The following is a 19,463-nucleotide window of genomic DNA, read 5'->3' on the forward strand; positions in this document are numbered from 1 at the left end:
TATAGATTTCTATTCCTTTTCCAAGAAAAGAATATACTGCTCTGCTCCCATATTCAGCAGTTTTTACAAATACTTAAGCAGAGCTACAAAACTTTATAGTTTAAGTTCTTGAATCAGATGTTTAAATTCTAATCCCAATTTAGGGTGTGCAACACCATAATGTAGTACAGCTTTCAAATAACCAAGTTTACTGCCACAGTCAAAAGTTTGGCCTTGCATCCGATAGGCTTCCACTATGTCTGTACTTTGAAGCATCGCAATAGCATCAGTTAACTGAATTTCATTGCCTGCTCCTTTCGGCATATTCTCTAGAAGCTGCATAATCTTAGCCGGTAAAATATAACGTCCGACTACAGATAAATTAGAAGGTGCAGAGCCGACAGCAGGCTTTTCGACAATACCCTGCATGACAATACTTTCACCCTCAGCCGGGCTCTGTTTTACATCAACAATCCCATATTGATCTACTAAATGATCGGGTACTGCTTCAACCATGATTTGAGCAGCTTGACTCACTTCATAACGAGAAATCATACGCGATAAATCATTTTGCCCTGAGTTATCTTTAACCAATACATCTGGTAACAACACAGCAAAATCATCTTGCCCAATAATACTTTTTGCGCATAAAACAGCATGCCCCAAACCCAAAGGTTGAGGCTGTCTTACACTCACTACACTTACATGAGGTGGGATAATTTGAGTAATCTCATCAAGCAGATCAAACTTTTTCTTCTGCTCTAAAGTCGTTTCAAGTTCAAAGTTTCGATCAAAATAATTTTCAATTGATGCTTTAGATGAGTGCGTTACCAGAATAATTTGCTCAATTCCTGCTTCTACAGCTTCACGCACTACATATTCAATCGCAGGACGATCAACTACTGTGACCATTTCTTTAGGAATTGACTTACTTGCCGGTAAAAAACGTGTACCTAATCCAGCTACAGGTAAAACTGCCTTTTTAATCACACATTCACTCTCTAATTAACTATAATATCTTTACTACGTTTATAACCATCAACATAGTGTTCAAGTTGACATAACGCCCAATCAATATCTTGCTGGACAGCGGTCATATTATTCACGCGATCAAAAACTTCTTGAATTTCTGTAAGAGGATAGTATTTTTCAAATGATCGAAGAATCCTACTATGCTCGGTATATTCGGTATTTTCTTGATCAATTAATAATTCTTCGTAAAGTTTCTCACCTGGACGCAGTCCACTATAGTGAATTTCGATATCCCCTTGCATTGAACCTTGTTCACGCACAGTTAAACCACTTAGAGAAATCATTTGTCGAGCTAAATCCTGAATACGGACAGGTTCACCCATATCAAGTAAAAACACATCACCACCTCTACCTAGAGCACCAGCTTGAATAACTAACTGAGATGCTTCAGGAATAGTCATGAAGTAGCGTGTTACTTCTGGATGAGTCACAGTAATTGGACCACCTTTGGCAATTTGTTGTTTGAATAACGGTACTACTGAGCCAGAAGATCCTAATACATTACCAAAACGCACGATACTAATTTGAGTCTGTTTTTGAGCTTCAGCCATGGCTTGGCAGTAAAGCTCTGCCATACGTTTTGATGCACCCATGACATTAGTAGGACGCACTGCTTTATCGGTCGAGATGAGAACGAATGTCTCCACACCTTTTTTCACAGCTGCATTTAGACTATTCGCAGTACCAATCGCGTTGTTCTTTAATCCTGCAATTGGATTACACTCAACTAAAGGTACATGTTTATAGGCAGCAGCATGGTAAACGGTCTGAACACCATATTGCTCAATAATACGTTCTAATTTCTGCTGATCTTGCACTGTACCTAAAATAGGAACAATTTCACATTGAGCCGCTAGACGTAATTCTTTATCTATACTATAAAGCGCAAACTCTGTAATTTCATAAATAATCAACATTTTAGGCTGATTTTTAATTATTTGACGGCATAACTCAGAACCAATAGAACCACCCGCACCAGTGACCATAACAATCTTATTATGGATATTTTTTGCAAGTAAATGATCTACAGGAGGTACAGGGTCACGTCCCAGTAAATCAATAATGTCTACTTCACGAATATCTGCAACTTTGAGCTCACCATCAACAAGTTGTGTAAGACCAGGAAGCTCAGTAATTTTGAGATGTGCAGGTTCTAGCTGTTGAATAATTTCACTTTTACGCACACGACCGACTGAAGGTAATGCTAGCAAAATTTCATCAGTTTTATACTTTTCAAAACGTTGTAAAGCTTTTTCTAAAGATAGTACTTTTAAACCACCAACCATATGGTCTTGTAAAGATGGATTATCATCAATGAAAAAAACGGGTAAATGATTACCTGAACGATAAAGCACAGCTGCAATTTGCTGCCCTGCATCACCAGCACCGTAAATCGCAATTCGCTTACGCTCTTCACCAGTCTGTAACGTAGCTTTTACGATAAAACGAATAAATGCACGACTACACCACACCCAACTAAACATTAAGAAGCCGAACATTAATGGAATTGAAGTCGGAACAAATGCAGGTGAAAAAGCATTCATGCCATATAAAACAATGACCATCAACGTAACCGCAATTGCTAATTTAGCAATAAAGGCTTCATTAAAAGTACGAACAATAAAGCGATAAACTCCAGTTAACATTAAGCTTAAGATGGCTAAAATTGTAACAAATGCCACACCATAGTTAATGCCTGGAATAACTTCAGCACCTAAATCAAATAATCGAATGGCATAACATAGCCACAAAATAACAGGAAAAGCGAATAGGTCGATAAGAACCAAAAAACATTGTTTTGTAAGCCGAGGAGCTGACGCAAACTGATAAATAATCTTTTTCACAATACTCTTCTAATCGTTCTAGTAACCGTGCGATATTTATACTCATTTCTTATATAAGTAGAAATAAAATTTACGCAGCGGTTACATAACTTTAAGTCAGATCATAATTCAAAAGAAAGCTATGTGAATAGCTTCACATTTTTTATGGTTGTAAAGCTCTATTAACAGCATTAATTGCAAGAATCGTTTTTTCTATACTTTCTTGACTCAAAGTTGGATGAACCAAGAACATTAAACTGGTTTCACCTAATTTCTGTGCATTTTCTAGACGCTTTTCTGGACGCCATGGTGTACCATCAAATGCGTGCTCTAAATAAACTTCAGAACAAGACCCACTAAAACAAGGCACTTCCTGAGAGTTGATTTCTTGCATAATGCGATCTCGTGACCAACCATCTGGCAAGGCTTCTAAATTCACTTGGACATAGCATTTATAATATGCATGAACATAATCTACACAGGGAGTATGAACACTAAAGAAAGGAGAGCCGTCAAAGGCTTTTAAAATCTTTTCTGCATTTTCAGTACGTTTTTTAGTCCATTCAGCCATACGGGTTAACTGAATTCGGCCAATCACTGCTTGCATTTCCATCATACGCCAGTTAGTACCGAATGAGTCATGTAACCAACGGAAACCTGGTGGGTGCTGTTTATTATAAATACTGTCGTAACTTTTACCATGGTCTTTATAAGACCACATTTTTTTCCAAAGCGTTTCATCATTCGTGGTGACCATACCGCCCTCACCACCAGTTGTCATAATTTTGTCTTGGCAAAATGACCATGCCGCAATATGACCAATAGAGCCCGCTGCTTTACCTTTATATTTTGCTCCATGAGCTTGGGCGCAGTCTTCAATAACATATATACCACGCTCAGCAGCAAGTTGCATAATCGGATCCATATCACACATCCAACCAGCCAAATGCACACAAATAATGGCTTTAGTATTTGGAGTAAGTACAGCTTCAATCGTACGACGTGAAATATTTTGAGAATCTAATTCTACATCTGCAAAAACAGGATTAGCGCCAGCTGTTACAATCGAACTTGCTGAAGCTAAAAAAGTACGAGACGTCACAATAACATCATCACCTGCACCAATATCTAAAGCTTTTAATGCGACATCTAGAGCCACGGTACCATTTGCTAAAGCAACCGCATATTTTGTATCAGAAAACTCAGCGAATTCTTTTTCAAAAATTCTACACTCTTGACCGGTCCAATAATTTACTTTATTTGATAGTAATACATTTTTGACTGCGTCAGCTTCTTCTGTTGTAAAACTTGGCCATGGTTCAAATGCAGTGTTTAACATTTTAACTTCCTAATAAAATATTTCTTACTTTCTTTCTAAAATTCTTGCAGGATTACCTACAACAGTTACGCCAGCAGGAACACTTTTGGTTACTACGGCGCCCATACCAACAATAGCACCTTTACCAATTACTAAAGGCTTATCAGGTGTGCCCTGTTTAATAACTGCTCCAGTACCAATGTAGGCATGATCTTCAATATGAATATTACCGTTACACTTAGCGCCAGGCGCGAATGTAACATAATCTCCTATTACACAGTCATGAGCCACATAACTATAAATATTAGCGTGGAAAAACTTTCCAATTTTTATATTAGAAGTTAAGCAAGTAAAGGGACAAAGTAAGCTTCCTTCCCCTATCTCAACCTCATCAAGAATTACTGTATTCGTAGATTGAACCGCAAGATGTTGCACACCATCTTTTTCTAAAAGACTAACTAACTTCTCACGAACCACACTATTTGCTATAGCGATTGTTACAGTTTTATGATCAGCAGGTTTACTGATAAAGTCGAGATAGGATAGTACTGGATATCCATTTAAAGTCGTTCCAGATTGTCCATCATCAATAAAAGCGAATTGTTCTTTACTTAATGTTGGAAACTGCTGACGTACTAAAGGCATAACTTCCTTACCAAAACCGCTAGCACCATAAATACCAATAATCATTGTCATTTTTTCTCTATTTCCTTTTCTACTGAACCTGTAAATTTACTCATCGTCGCTTCCCCTGCTTCATTAATGTCATCTTTGGCAATAACTTTTTTAACGGTTTGCAGCATTATTTTAAAATCTAACCAAAGTGATCTGTTTTCTACGTACCACGTATCAAGCTTAAACTTTTCTTCCCAGCCAATTGCATTACGCCCATTCACTTGGGCGTGGCCAGTCATTCCTGGACGTACATCATGACGCTTTGCTTGTTCTTTATTATAAAGCGGCAAGTACTCCATCAATAGGGGCCTTGGACCTACAATACTCATATCACCTTTGATTACATTCCAAAGCTCAGGCATTTCATCCAGACTAGTAGAACGAAGCATTTTACCAAATGGCGTTAGGCGCTCACTATCTGGTAAAGGATTACCCTGCGCATCTGTTGCATCTTTCATAGTTCGAAACTTAATCATTTCAAACGGCTTACCATGTAAACCAGGACGAACTTGGCGGAACAATACTGGCGAACCTAAGTTTTTTTTCACTTTATATGCAACATAAAAATATAAAGGTGAAAGTAAAATTAATGCTACAGAAGCAATAATGATATCAAGTAAACGCTTTAGCATATTATGCTCCTGTTACCCAATCAGAGAACTTTTGAGAAAGAATGGAGCGGTTAAATTGTTCTTTAGCAACTTGCTGACCATTTTTACCCATCTGATTGAGCTGCTCACGTTGATCCGCAGCTTGTTCCAATGCATCAGCAAATGCTTTTGGATTTTCAGGCGGCACAGCAAAACCACATTGTTCCTTTGTAATTAACTCAGCTAACCAACCCGGATAATTATTCAGGACTGGTAAACCTGCTGAAATATAGTCAAAGAATTTGTTAGGAGAGGTACCATAATAAAAAGCAGGGACATTCGCTAAAATTTGCAAACCAATATCTGCGCTTGCCATAAGACCAGCCAACTTCTCTTTGTTAACAGGATTATGAAAAACTACATTATCCAATTGAAGCTTTTCTGCTCGCTCTATTAATGCTTTTTTCTGCATACCATCACCAACCAGAACAAGTTTAATATCTGTTCTTTGGCGGTCTTTCAACTCTACAGCTGCATCTAACACAGCATTCAAGCCATTTGCCAAGCCATGTGTCCCTGTAAAAATTGCCATCAAGTCAGTTTCTTTCACACCTTCTGGGCGCCATGGTTGGTGTTCAGAAGCAAAAATATCTAAATCACATCCATTAGGAATAGAGGCAACTTTTTCAGGTGCAATACCCCGTTTGATTATACCATCCACAATCCCAGGGGACAGACCAACTAAACGATCGGCAGAATGATAAGAAGTCCACTCAAGTACTGACATCATCCATAACACAATAGGATTTTTTATTACACCCATAGCTTTCGGAAGCTCAGGCCATAAGTCACGTACCTCAAAAACAAAAGGTTTCCGACGTAACCATTTAGCAAAAATACCTGGAATACCTGCTGTTAAAGGGGTGGTGGTTGCAAAAACAATATCGTATTGCTCAGTCAGAGCGACTTTAATTGATTTAAATGCAAAACTTAAAAAAATTAGAATTCGTTTTAAAAATGATAAGCTATTTGAATAAGGCAATTCAAATTCAATAATATCAATACCATCCACTACTCCCCGGCGTACCCCTTTATTAAAAGGTTGGGTTAAACCAGTCTGACCAGCACCAAAAGAACCGCAAACCATAGTGACTTGATGTCCATTACGTATCAATGATTGAGCCATGGCATAAGAACGAATCCCAGCTGACCCTTTTGGTGTAGAAAAATGTTGATGGAAATATAGAATCTTCATGTTATATCTTTAATTACGGTAAAAATCGTAGTCGGTTGTATCGCTGTAATTTCCAGAACAGGCAATTTAGTCTTTTGATAATAATATCTCGACTCTTCACCCTCTGTGAGATGAATAGAAATAGAATGCTCAGCTTCTAAAATTATCTCAACTTTTCCATTGGTTAAAATATTATTGTTTAATACCCAGTGATCCGGTTGTAAACGCCAACGTAAAATAGCTTGTTGCTGAAAACCAGAAATATTATCTACTACTTCTATTTGATTATCTGTTAATAAAACTTTACGGTGGTGTTCACACTGCCAATAGTCTTGGTAGCCACAGCCAAACTCATATGGTTTATAAGTTAAATTTTTTGGAGTCAGCCAAGCACCAAACAAAAAGCGGCTTAAGCGTGGCATTTGTTGGTGTTTATCAAACTCAACTGTATTGTGGCTAGCAACGCCAGAGAAATATTCTAAGTCTTCTGGTGAGGAATTATAACTATAGGTACCACCATCTCTTAGTATATTCTGACCTTTAAACCAAACATCTAAATGCAGTCCATCACACTGACTTGGACGAAATTTAAATTTCGGCAACTTAAAAGCAATAAAGAAATTATCTTTTTCAGAAGTAATTAAACCACTTTCATTAAAAATTTGATTTCGTGAAGGTAATTTAAAGTTTTCTTTTTCCAATTTATGTATATGAAAAAAATTTAAACTTTGATCATAAGTTCCTAAATCTTGATAATAAGTATGTTGATGAAATAAAGTACTTGCCAACTGAACTGTTGGTCTAAAATCACGATAATCGGTCTGACTTACTGGAAGGAGTCGCGCACCATCATTTGCACCTAAATTGGGCACATCTCCATCAGCTTGAGTTAATACATATAACCAGTCTGTCGCTTTCTGCAATTGACGATATAACTGTTCTGAAAAAGGCTTTAATACTAATTTTCGGCGAACTATTTCAGCTAAACAATAAGAATCTAACATCACTCGATGATAATTAATTGAATATTGGCTAAAGCCGCCATCTTGCATGATAAGCTTGTTTGCCCTATTAGCTAACCATTTTTCGCCTAAAGCTTGCCATTTTTCATATTGTGGCAAAGGTTTATTTGCATTTAAGAAAGCTCCACCTATATAAAGTGCAGCTGCCTCAGATGTTCCATGATTATTATCCTGAGCAATCGCATAATCAATTGTAGGTTCAATACGCTTTAAATGAGCCTCAATAAATGCACAGACATTGTCGTGCGGATGCTGCTCTTGTCCTAAACCGATCAACGCAGTAATAATATGCATGACACGGATAGAAGCTTCCTGCCCACATTTCCAGTTTGGTCCAAAATAAGCAGGGTTCTCCTTACACCAATCATTCAACCATAAATCAAGTTGAACCAATGCCTGCCCATCTCTCACTTTAAGCTCGTGTAGAGCAAGATCAATTAGCCAGTCAAAACGAGAAGCCTCCCATACGCCTTTAATATCACCAACATTCGCATCAAAATCTGGAATTTGATACCACGCCTTTTCTGTATTTTGAAAAGTATGCTCGGTTAAAGGACTATAGAACCAATTGGGAAGCTGTCCAGCCACTGGATACTTGAGGTATCCAAAGGCTGTTAAAGTTGAGTTTACGGGTACAGTCTTTGCTTCAGTGGCAGCACACTGACTAAAGAAGCAACCCGTTGGCAATTGTGCAGACAACTTTTGTACAGGGTTTAGACCTGTCTTTACGCCAATACGATATTTAAACACCCTGAACAAATTAAACAGCCCTAAAGCAAGAGCTGTTTGACCTTTCATGACTAAACTCATGTTTGTGCTCTTAAAATTTCGGCAACCTGAATGGTCACTCTAGCAACTTCAAAAATTTCATCGGCAGGAATTGGCGCTTCTTTTCCATCTCGAATACTGTCTACAAAGACTGCAGCACAAGCATCTTGACCTTTATCTTGACGCCACAGATTCATCTTGTTAAATCCAGGCCAGCCAAATGCTTTTAGCTTTCTGAAATTATCTAGTTGTAATACTCGACCTGCTGTAAAGACTTCTACACGCTCTTTAGGGAAGCTTGAAGCGCCATTTGCCAAGTAGAAAATGGTACCAAATGATCCATCTTCAAAACCAAGCGTAATTGAAGCCTTATCTTCTAAAATTTGTACTGCATCAGTTTCGCCCATACGTCGGGCCTGAATAGAAACAATTTTTGACCCTGCTAGGAAGCGCATCAAATCGATAAAATGGCATGCTTCCCCAATAATTCGTCCTCCACCCACAGCATTGTCTTGTGTCCAATGATCCGCCGGTATTGCACCTGCATTCATGGTCATGATAAAACTTTTCGGCTCTTTTACTGTATCCAACAAGGTTTTCATTTTTTGCACTTGTGGTGAGAAACGACGGTTGAAGCCCACCATGACTCGTGCATATTGATTATTCTGGATATTTTGATTGTAAACCGTTTCAATTTTTTCAATTTCTTCAACAGTCAAAGCTAATGGCTTTTCAACAAAAACATTCTTACCTGCTGATAAAACTTTTTCAACAAAGTAAGCATGGCTATTATGACGTGTCGCAATCGCGACGGTATTAATATCTTTATTATTTAATAAACCATCCAGATCTGTAGAAGCTTCGGCAAATCCTGTTTTTTCTCCATGAATAACCCCATTAATGCCACCAGAGGTTACGATGGTATGTAATTGAGAAGATGCTTTTTTGAAAGCAGGAATCAAGATACGAGAAGCATAATTACCCGCACCAATAAAACCAACAACAGCATTCTTTGGCTCAATAGAAATTGGTCGTAAAACCACTCGTTTTTCTAAACGAGTTTCAACTGGAGAGTTATATTTAAGCAATAAACCCAGACCTGATTTGTCTTCCGTCAATGCATCATAAGCTTTGGGTGCGTCTTCAAATTCAAAACGTTGTGTAATTAAAGGCTCTACATTTAAGGTACCTGCAGCCATCATATCCAAAACGGCAACAAAGTTGCGTTGCTCAGTCCAACGCACAAAGCCGAGTGGATAATCATTACCCTTATCTTCATATTCAGTATCGTAACGACCTGGACCATATGAACAAGAAACTTGAAAACTAAGTTCTTTTTCATAAAAATCAGCACGGTTTAGCTCTAAACCTGTTACACCAACTAGAATAATACGGCCACGCTTTCGGCTCATACGAGCTGCTTGAATAACAGGGTCACTTACCTTAGTTGAAGCGGTAATAATGACCCCATCCACACCAACACCACGACTGAATGCCAAACCAACAGCAACTGGATTTTCACCTTTACCCGGATTACATACTTCTGCACCAAATTGTTTTGCTAGCTCAAGTTTACTTTGATCAAAGTCAATCGCAAGAACACGACAGCCATTAGCTCTTAACATTTGAATGGTTAACAAACCAATCAAACCAGCACCAGTTACTACGAAACTCTCGCCTAAGGTAGGCTGAGCAAGACGAATACCTTGTAAACCAATGCTAGCAACTACAGCAAATGAAGCAGATTCATCACTTACATTATCTGGAATTTTGGCACAAAGGTTTTTAGGTACTTTTACCATATCAGCATGTGGGCCATTTGAAACGACACGATCACCCACTTGAAAATCATTAACTCCCGCACCTACTTCATACACAACACCTACATTACAGTAGCCGAGAGCTAAAGGCTGAGCTAATTTTGATTTAACAGCATCATAAGTAGTTAGCAGCCCATCAGTTTGTACTTTTTCAAGCACCATTTTCACTTTTTCAGGTTGTTGGCGAGCTTTATCAATTAAAGAAGCTTTACCAAAACCAACTAACATCCGCTCTGTACCAGCAGAGATTAGCGAAGTGGTAGTTGAAATAAGTAAATGACCTTTTGAACATTGGGGTACAGGAGCTTCGGTTACAGTCGTACCACCATTTGCCATATCTTGAAGAATTTGTTTCATTAATAACTTCCTAAATATTCATCAATTTTTTGACTGAGATCATCTTTTTCTAAATTAAACAACATAACATTATCAGGTCTCGGCACTACATCCGATGCTAAAACAGGAGCACCAAAATATAATGCCTCTCTCAAGCTTACAGAGTCACCGTCTGTAGTTGTAGCACGTACAAACAATTTAGTTACTTCCAAAAGAGGCCATATTTTCTTATCATTCTCTAAAAAGAGAAGATTGTCATATTTCCCAGTAAGTGAACGTACCTTTGCTCTTATTTCTTGGCTAAAACTAGTTTCGGGATAACTTGCAATAGCAATAAGGAAATAATCATTTTTATATTTCGGCGCCAGTTTTAAAAAAATATCTATTAAAGAATCTAATGTATAGATATCAGCTCCTTTAGCATCTAAATTTGGCTGAAATGCACTAGTTAATATAATTTTCCTTTGCTGATTTTTTAATGTTGTCTTATATAAATCCAACAACTTTTGATCATACGTATATAAAATATCTTTTAATTCGGCTTTTGCCGGAGGCAAAAATGCAGAAACTGTTTCAAACTTATCATTAATATCTTGAAATCTATTAAATATTTTATAATTTTCCTTAAGATGCTCATTAACTAACATAATATTTTTACACTTAAGAAAAAAATTTAAATAGATATTCTTTTTCCAATTCGTTAAAGAAGAAAAGTGTCGACTAGAATTATGATCATAAAATATGACTGTTTGATATTTTGCAAAGAAAGAAGCCAAAAAAATCAACAAAAAATTAGAAGCGCTCAAATGTTTAATTGATTTAGAACTTAATACTAAAAGTATTTTAAATAGGTTCTTTTTATTTGGTTCAATTAAAACAAAATTAACATTTGGAAAACTATTAGTTAATTGTTCTAATTTACGTTGATTAAAAACAGTCACACCACCTATAGGTGAAGGAAGTTTACCAATAAAATATATTTTATCCACTTAATTTCCACCTGCTCTTAATTTTCTAACTCTACAAAAAATCAAAATAGATACAAAAACCACAAAACTAACAATAAAAAAAGTTCTAAGATTACTAATCATATCATTCCTTAAAGTAAAGGAAAAACAGAAGATATATATAGTACCCAACAAAACCCCAAAAGAAGACTTATTGTAAAATTTAGAAAAAAAGACAAGTAAAAATGCAAAAACTATAGGTCCTAATATATTAAAATTCATCATAGACTCAAGAATTGCATTAAAGGCTAAACCACCACCTGAATTATAAATGTCAGGGTAAAATTCTTTTACAAAATTAACTGAGGGAGAAATAGGGCGATTAGGAAAAATAGAAGTCGGAATAAGTTGGGTAAATACCTCTAAATAAGTAGGATGCATTTGAACTGAAGAATATTTAGAAAAATAGTCATTCCAAATAATACTAAAAGCTCCGAATTCGGACTTATCAGGACTAAAAGCTGTACTATAATCTAATTCACTTAAAATACGTCCCCACTGAGAAATACTAGAATTTCTTAAATATCCATAAATCCACATTACTAATGCAAACAAAAAGCCATAACTAATATAAATAGGATTAATTCTTCTTTTTACGTTAATAATATAAGCACAAATAATAAACAATAATACTGCTAACTTCCTATCACCTAAAATAAGAATATCTGTAGCTGAAAACAATATTAACGGCAACAACCAAAACGACAAATACTTACCATTTTTTTGATCAATAAAAATAATAAACCAAACATAAAATATAGAAAAAGAGTAAACAAAAAGCTTATAAACATCAAAAAAAGTAGACTTTGTTTTATAAATATCTGCACGCGATACTGCCCCGATATCCAAAGAAAAAGATATTGAAACTATAACAATATATATAAATACAAGTATGGTATATATTAAAAATATAATATTTGAACTAAATTTTTTAGTAAAATTTAATTCAAATGTTTTAACTCTACTTAAATTTGAATCAAAAAAAATAAATGAACCAAAAAAAATAAATGAATATAATATTAAACTAGCATTAGTTTTTTCCAGAAAGAAGCTATAATTTTTATAAATATAAGAGTTATATATTGCTGTCAGTAAATAAGGAAGTGCTGTTACAAAAACTATTGTACTGGGTGCAAGAATACCACCTTTCTTTATTTGAAAAAAAGTAAGAAACGCAATAAAAATAAGAGAAAAATTTAAAAATAGATCTAGATTCTCCAAGCTCATGAGAAGCCATAAAAAACATATCATTATAAGAGACATTACTCCCCCAACAAATGCGAATCTATTCATTTCAACCTCTTAACATAACTCAGAATACTTAAAAAATTTACTAAATATATCAAGGTCATAAATGTTAAGAATAAAATTACAAACCATAAAAAAGGAATCTTAAAGAAAAATGCAATGGTCGGTAAAAGTAATGCAACAAAAAAGAACCTTGTCAGTTCGAACATTAAAGCCTTATTAACTTTTCCCCACAGAGGATACAATGTTGTAAGAGGCTGCAAAAGCGCATCAATAAAGTAATAAATAAAAAGGACTAACATTAACCACGAATAACTTACCCAGATTGGTCCAAAAAATACTAATACTAGATACTTTGATGAAAGAATCAATAAAATCAATACACACAGAAATATAAAAAAAGTAATAGCAATATTTTTAAAACTTATGATCTTATTAAAAAGTTTTTTTATCTTATATCTGTCATTATATTCACCATTGAAAAGGATCAAAACATTTCGTCTGATTAAAGCGAATGGTGCGGCAATAGCTTGAGAAAAAAGAAAATAAACACCTATATTACTTTTATCAAAGATATACCCACCAACTAATACAGGAACTACAGGAGTTGAATACTGCATGAATGCCAAACTAGAGTTTTTAACGCCTTCAGCTATATTTTTTCTAATAAAAGTCTTAAAATTTAAAAAATTAAATTTCAATATATTTCTTTTTAAAAGAAAATAAATAATAGGAATAAATAATTGAGGTATTATATTAGCTAACAACAATCCATCTTGAGGTAAGATATAATAAAAAGCCACAATTATAAAAATTTGAAAAATTACTTGACATGTTTTTAATGCAACATAATTTTTATAATCTTTAATTAAGATTAAGTATTGACTCATTAAGTTAAAAAAACTTAAAGAAAAACAAAAACAAATCAAATATAATATATTATATTTAAAATATATTATATTATTCAATATAAGCAAAACAACACTAAAAACAATTAGAATAATTAAATTAACCAAAACTGCATTTGAGAAAAAATTATTTTTTTCTTCACTTTTAACTCTATCACTTAAAACAATATAATCAAATCTTAAAGCAGCGAGGACAGAAAATAATGATGCAAAACTTAAATACCAACCTAGATCACCGAAAATTTCTGGCTTATAAAGGCGTGAGGAAATCATGACTGATATTGCAACCAGAACCTGAACAATTAAACCACCAGCTATAAGTTTGGATAATATTCTCATGCCACTTTTCAATTTAACTCAAAATTACTCAGGACTAAAATCCTACCAAATATCTATCAACTAGTATTTATTAATACTAAAACCAAATAGCAATTAAAAAAACAACCATTTACGAATTTTAAAGATATCGTAAATGGTATTATTTAAAATACATGATTAATTAAATAAAAACATTTAGAGTTGTCTTTAAAATTCTAATCAAATAATGCCTTTTGTATCCACTACATATTTAGACATAATTAAAAAATCTTTTTTAAACTCCTTATGATCAACCATAAGCAAATGAATATCTGCTTGGTTACTTTCTTCAACAGAAATCAATTTAATATTTTGAGGTAACTTCGCAGGAAGCTCTTGAATATTCGGTTCTACTGCAAGAATATTTAAACCTTGCTCTGCCAATTTCTTAGTGATCTCTAATGCTGGGCTCTCACGAAGATCATCAATATCAGGTTTAAAAGCCAAACCATAGCAAGCAATCGTTACATCTTGAATAGTTTTGGTTGGATTTGATTGTAAAAATTCAGCAATTTTAATTTTAACTTGATCAATGACCCATTCAGGTTTAGCATCATTTACTTCACGTGCGGTACGAATCAATCGCGCCTGCTCTGGTGTTTTAGCCACAATAAACCATGGATCAACAGCAATACAGTGTCCACCTACACCAGGGCCTGGTTGTAAAATATTTACTCGAGGATGACGATTTGCGAGAGAGATTAACTCCCAAACATTAATATCTAACTTATCACAAATAATAGAAAGCTCATTTGCAAAGGCAATATTAACATCTCGGAAAGAGTTTTCTGTTAATTTACACATTTCTGCAGTACGCGCATTTGTTTCTATACACTCACCTTTCACAAAGGTTTTGTATAGCTCACAAGCTGCTTTTGAACAGCGCGGCGTCATACCGCCGATAATACGGTCATTGCTAATCAGTTCTTGCAAAACCTTACCTGGTAATACTCGTTCTGGGCAGTGCGCTACTAAAATATCTGCCTCTTCACCTTTTTTTTGAGGAAAACTTAAGTCAGGGCGAGCTTCACTCAACCAAGCTGACATTTGTTCAGTTGCTTCTACAGGTGAGGTAGACTCAAGAATAACGAGATTACCTTTTTTTAAAAAAGGAGCTAAGGCTTTGGAAGCTGCTTCAATATATTTTAGATCAGGTTGATAGTCATCTTTAAAAGGAGTAGGAACTGCAACTATATATGCATCAGCTTCTAATGGAGTAGTTTGAGCCGACAACTTACCTTGTGCAACAACATCGCGCACTAACGCATCTAAATCAGGTTCAACAATGTGCACTTTTCCTTGGTTAATCATATCTACGGCATGTTGATTAACATCCACACCAGTAACTTTTATTCCATGTGCTGCAAAAGTTGCTGCTGTTGGTAAACCAATATAACCTAAACCTATAACACAGATATGTTTAAATGACTTATTCATATTCAAATACTTTAAATTAAAATAAAATAATAAAAAAATTAACTTCTTCTTAAGAAATCAATAATTTGCAGACAAGAAGTGCCATCGCCGTAAGGATTATGTGCAGCAGCCATAGCATTATATACTGAGGTATTTTCTAATAACTCCGATACTGATTTTTCAATTGTACTCACATCAGTACCAACTAAACGCACAGTCCCTGCATCAACAGCTTCTGGTCGTTCAGTAGTATCACGCATAACCAAGACAGGTTTTCCAAGAGAAGGAGCCTCTTCTTGAATTCCCCCTGAGTCAGTTAAGATGAGATAACTACGGTTCATTAAATATACAAATGGTAGATAGTCTTGTGGTTGAATTAAAAAGATATTATCTATACCTGATAGCAACTCATTTACAGGTCTTTGCACATTAGGATTCAAATGAACAGGATATACAATTTGGATATCACTATATTTTTTTGCAAGATTCGCTAATGCATTGCAAATATTTAAAAAACCTTGACCAAAATTTTCGCGTCTATGACCTGTAACTAAAACTAATTTCTTATTCTTATCAAGAAATTTAAATTCTTGATCGAACTTATGAATTAAATTTTGATCCTGCTCAACCTTATCTTTCACTTGCAACAGCGCATCAATAACCGTGTTCCCAGTCACAATAATTGTTTCTGGATTCACATTCTCTTTTATTAAATTCTTATAAGAAGATTTTGTAGGGGCAAAATGATAGTTTGCTAAAACCCCGGTAAGCTTACGATTTGCCTCTTCAGGCCATGGTGAATAAAGATCCCCAGTTCGAAGGCCTGCTTCAACGTGTCCAATTTTAACTTTATGATAATATCCCGCTAAGGAAGCCGCAAAAGTCGTTGCCGTATCTCCATGAACAAGAATTACGTCTGGCAACCACTCTTCAAAAACTTGCTCCAAACCTTTGAGCACCCCTGAAGTAACATCAGATAAAGTTTGCCCAGGCTTCATTAAATTTAAATCAAAATCTGGTTTTAAATTAAAGAGCTCTAAAACTTGATCCAGCATTTGGCGATGTTGGCCAGTTACACAAACTTTGGTTTCGAAGTCTTCAATATTTTGCTGTAATTTTAAGGCTAATGGCGCCATTTTTATTGCTTCTGGTCTTGTTCCAAATACCAATAAAACTCTTTTCACCTGAACTAATTCCTTATAACCGTATAGATGATTCTTGTTGATCTAATACATATTTCAAATCATAAAGTACATGATTGGCTTTACCTAATGCGTGAAACTCTTGCGCAGTCATTGCTTTAAACTGATCATGAGCGACAGCAATAACGACCGCATCATACACACCTTGCTTCAATTCTTTAACTGGTGCTAAACCATATTCGTGTTGGACTTCTGTATCATCCACCCATGGGTCATAAATATCTAAATCTAAATCGTATTCTTTAAGGGCTTTAATAAAATCGATAATTTTGGTATTACGAATATCTGGACAATTTTCTTTAAAACTGAGACCCAATACTAATATGCGGGCACCAACAACTTGAATTCGACGCTTTACCATTTCTTTAATGAGTTGAGTCGCCACATACTCCCCCATACGGTCATTTAAGCGACGAGCTGCTAAAATAATTTCTGGGTGCAATCCAATAGATTGAGCTTTATGCGTTAAATAATACGGATCCACACCAATACAGTGCCCGCCAACTAAACCTGGTCGAAATGGTAAAAAATTCCATTTTGTACCAGCTGCTTTCAATACATCTTCCGTATCTATACCTAACTTATTAAAAATAAGGGCTAATTCATTAATAAGAGCAATATTGACATCACGTTGTGTGTTTTCAATCACTTTAGCAGCTTCTGCTACTTTTATATTTGGTGCCTTGTGAGTTCCTGCTTCAATAATCAGGTTATAGACCTCATCAACATAATCAGCCACTTCAGGAGTCGACCCTGAAGTAATTTTTAAAATATTAGTTACACGGTGCAACTTATCACCAGGATTAATTCGTTCTGGACTATAACCTGCAAAAAAGTCCTGATTAAATTTTAAACCTGAAACTTTTTCCAAAACTGGAATACATACTTCTTCGGTTGCACCTGGGTATACAGTAGATTCATATACTACTACATCACCTTTTTTAAGCACTTGGCCAATATTGGTCGATGCTTTAATTAAAGGAGTTAAATCAGGCTGCTTAAAGTCATCAATCGGAGTTGGAACGGTAACAATAAAAAAGTTACAATCTTTTAAATCTTTCAAGTCGGCTGTATAACTTAATTGCGCCGCCTGTTTTAATTCTTGTGGTGACACTTCTAAGGTATGATCTTTACCATTTTTGAGCTCATCAATACGTTTTTGATAAATATCAAAACCAACTACGGGTACTTTTTTCCCAAACTCAACTGCCAATGGCAAGCCTACATAGCCCAACCCAATAATTGCTATTTTTAAATTGGCAATTTGCATATAAACGAGCCTTTTTCCTTAGAGTTTATATCTAATAAATCATGCTTTTGGCACTTACAATGCAGCGTACTATATCAGATTTTAAGTGCGCACCGCATACCAATTGTATAAATGTGTTTACTACACTTAGAAGTAGAATTTATTAGTTTAGCTAAAATCATACGTTTTTAATATTTCTGATAAGTGACTATGTCCCAAATAGGCAGCTCAGATAAACTAAACATACAAAGCTATACGATTTTTCGGTGTTTTTTAATTTCTTTTCAGCTAGAATCTGTTCAGCCTGCGTTTAATAGACACTTGTTACTATGCAGTGGACAATATCAATTAAAGATAAATACACAAAGGGTCGCGTGTGAAGTATTGCCAGTTTTTTTCTGTTCTTGCCTTAAGTTTAAGTGCTGCGAGTTGTGCAGTTACCTCCGGTTTACAAACTTATGATATTCCAAGTGAAGGCGTTTATAAAACCGACCTTGGAACTACGGTTAATGTGGTTAAAATTTCACAAGAAACGCTACCCGCAATACAACCCGCACAGATTGATTATCAACGTGACTATGCAACTCTTTTCAAGAACCAACAGCCAATATATCGTTTAAGTCCTGGAGACGTTCTTTCGATTCAACTTTGGGCCTACCCTGAAATTACACCACCTGTAAATAACGTTAATAATGAACAATCTGTACAAGCAAGTGGTTATCCAATCGACCAAACTGGTTACATCCAATTTCCTCTAGTTGGACGCTATAAAGCAGCTGGTAAAACTCTTTCTCAAGTGAACCGTGAGCTGCACAATCAATTAGCCCGTTTCTTAAAAAATCCAGATGTAATCGTACGTGTACTATCTTATGAAGGACAACGCTTTTCTGTTCAAGGTAGCGTAATTAAAGGTGGACAGTTTTATTTAAGCGATCAACCTGTCAGTGTATATACAGCTTTAGGTCTTGCGGGAGGAGTAACGGATAAAGGTGACAATACCTACGTTCAACTCATTCGTAATGGTATTACTTATAACTTAAATACAATTGAGTTAGAAAAAGCAGGTTATTCATTACATAAACTTTTAGTACAACCAAATGACACAATTTATGTCAGCACACGAGAAAACCAGAAAATTTATGTCATGGGTGAGTCTGGTAAAAACCAAGCATTACCAATGCGTGATCAGGGTATGACTTTAAGCGATGCTCTGGGTGAAAGTTTAGGTCTAAATCCTTTATCTGCTAGTGCTAGTCGTATTTATGTTTTACGTACCAATCCAAATGACCGTACAACTGAGCTTTACCATTTAAATTTAATGAGTATCGGTGATTTTGGATTAGCCAATCAGTTTAAATTACGTAGTAACGATATTGTCTATGTTGATGCAACTGGCTTGACTCGTTGGCAACGTGTTGTTAATCAAATTATTCCATTCTCAAGCGCTTTATATAACATAGATCGATTGGGACAATAATT

At 35.3% G+C, this 19,463-nt stretch carries 15 protein-coding genes; 1 reads left to right on the forward strand and 14 read right to left on the reverse strand.

The window, feature by feature from the left end:
• Positions 1–93: 93 nt before the first annotated feature.
• The 14 genes from galU to tviB form a co-directional block, all read right to left on the reverse strand.
• Positions 94–969: a UTP--glucose-1-phosphate uridylyltransferase GalU gene (gene galU / locus KIP84_RS18230; RefSeq protein WP_213689045.1), complete on the reverse strand. Its 876-nt coding sequence runs from the start codon at positions 967–969 to the stop codon at positions 94–96.
• Positions 970–980: 11 nt separating this feature from the next.
• Complete coding sequence (locus KIP84_RS18235) at positions 981–2,855, reverse strand: nucleoside-diphosphate sugar epimerase/dehydratase (protein WP_213689046.1); 1,875 nt, start codon at positions 2,853–2,855, stop codon at positions 981–983.
• Positions 2,856–2,997: 142 nt separating this feature from the next.
• Entirely contained in the window at positions 2,998–4,173 is a 1,176-nt protein-coding gene (locus KIP84_RS18240; RefSeq protein ID WP_174724569.1) for a DegT/DnrJ/EryC1/StrS aminotransferase family protein, read from the reverse strand.
• 24 nt (positions 4,174–4,197) lie between these two features.
• Entirely contained in the window at positions 4,198–4,848 is a 651-nt protein-coding gene (locus tag KIP84_RS18245) for an acetyltransferase (protein ID WP_068562906.1), read from the reverse strand.
• A complete protein-coding gene (locus tag KIP84_RS18250) occupies positions 4,845–5,459 on the reverse strand; it encodes a sugar transferase (RefSeq protein WP_213689047.1) in 615 nt (204 codons plus the stop codon). Before KIP84_RS18250 ends, KIP84_RS18245 begins: the two co-directional genes overlap by 4 nt.
• Position 5,460: 1 nt before the next feature.
• On the reverse strand, positions 5,461–6,672 hold the full coding sequence (locus KIP84_RS18255) for a glycosyltransferase family 4 protein (protein ID WP_213689048.1): 1,212 nt from the start codon (positions 6,670–6,672) through the stop codon (positions 5,461–5,463).
• Positions 6,669–8,483 carry a heparinase II/III family protein gene (locus KIP84_RS18260; RefSeq protein ID WP_213689049.1) on the reverse strand — a complete coding sequence of 605 codons (1,815 nt, stop codon included), beginning with the start codon at positions 8,481–8,483 and terminating at the stop codon, positions 6,669–6,671. The genes KIP84_RS18255 and KIP84_RS18260 overlap by 4 nt, the downstream gene beginning before the upstream one ends.
• Positions 8,480–10,618: a bi-domain-containing oxidoreductase gene (locus KIP84_RS18265; RefSeq protein WP_213689050.1), complete on the reverse strand. Its 2,139-nt coding sequence runs from the start codon at positions 10,616–10,618 to the stop codon at positions 8,480–8,482. The genes KIP84_RS18260 and KIP84_RS18265 overlap by 4 nt, the downstream gene beginning before the upstream one ends.
• Complete coding sequence (locus KIP84_RS18270) at positions 10,618–11,586, reverse strand: glycosyltransferase family 1 protein (RefSeq protein ID WP_213689051.1); 969 nt, start codon at positions 11,584–11,586, stop codon at positions 10,618–10,620. Before KIP84_RS18270 ends, KIP84_RS18265 begins: the two co-directional genes overlap by 1 nt.
• Positions 11,587–12,897: an O-antigen polymerase gene (locus tag KIP84_RS18275; protein WP_213689052.1), complete on the reverse strand. Its 1,311-nt coding sequence runs from the start codon at positions 12,895–12,897 to the stop codon at positions 11,587–11,589. It abuts the gene before it with no gap.
• A complete protein-coding gene (locus tag KIP84_RS18280; RefSeq protein ID WP_213689053.1) occupies positions 12,894–14,099 on the reverse strand; it encodes a hypothetical protein in 1,206 nt (401 codons plus the stop codon). Before KIP84_RS18280 ends, KIP84_RS18275 begins: the two co-directional genes overlap by 4 nt.
• A 198-nt stretch (positions 14,100–14,297) precedes the next feature.
• Positions 14,298–15,554 carry a UDP-N-acetyl-D-mannosamine dehydrogenase gene (wecC, locus tag KIP84_RS18285; RefSeq protein ID WP_213689054.1) on the reverse strand — a complete coding sequence of 419 codons (1,257 nt, stop codon included), beginning with the start codon at positions 15,552–15,554 and terminating at the stop codon, positions 14,298–14,300.
• A 38-nt stretch (positions 15,555–15,592) separates the two neighbouring features.
• Entirely contained in the window at positions 15,593–16,717 is a 1,125-nt protein-coding gene (wecB, locus tag KIP84_RS18290; RefSeq protein ID WP_213689055.1) for a UDP-N-acetylglucosamine 2-epimerase (non-hydrolyzing), read from the reverse strand.
• Between the two features lie 13 nt (positions 16,718–16,730).
• Positions 16,731–18,005, reverse strand: a complete 1,275-nt coding sequence (gene tviB / locus KIP84_RS18295) for a Vi polysaccharide biosynthesis UDP-N-acetylglucosamine C-6 dehydrogenase TviB (protein ID WP_213689056.1) — start codon at positions 18,003–18,005, stop codon at positions 16,731–16,733.
• A gap of 355 nt (positions 18,006–18,360) precedes the next feature.
• On the opposite strand from tviB, the gene KIP84_RS18300 reads away from it, so the two are divergent.
• Positions 18,361–19,461: a polysaccharide biosynthesis/export family protein gene (locus tag KIP84_RS18300; RefSeq protein ID WP_213689057.1), complete on the forward strand. Its 1,101-nt coding sequence runs from the start codon at positions 18,361–18,363 to the stop codon at positions 19,459–19,461.
• Positions 19,462–19,463: the final 2 nt, after the last annotated feature.

The sequence above is a fragment of the Acinetobacter sp. BHS4 genome, from assembly GCF_018454425.1.
GTDB classification, from domain to species: domain Bacteria; phylum Pseudomonadota; class Gammaproteobacteria; order Pseudomonadales; family Moraxellaceae; genus Acinetobacter; species Acinetobacter pittii.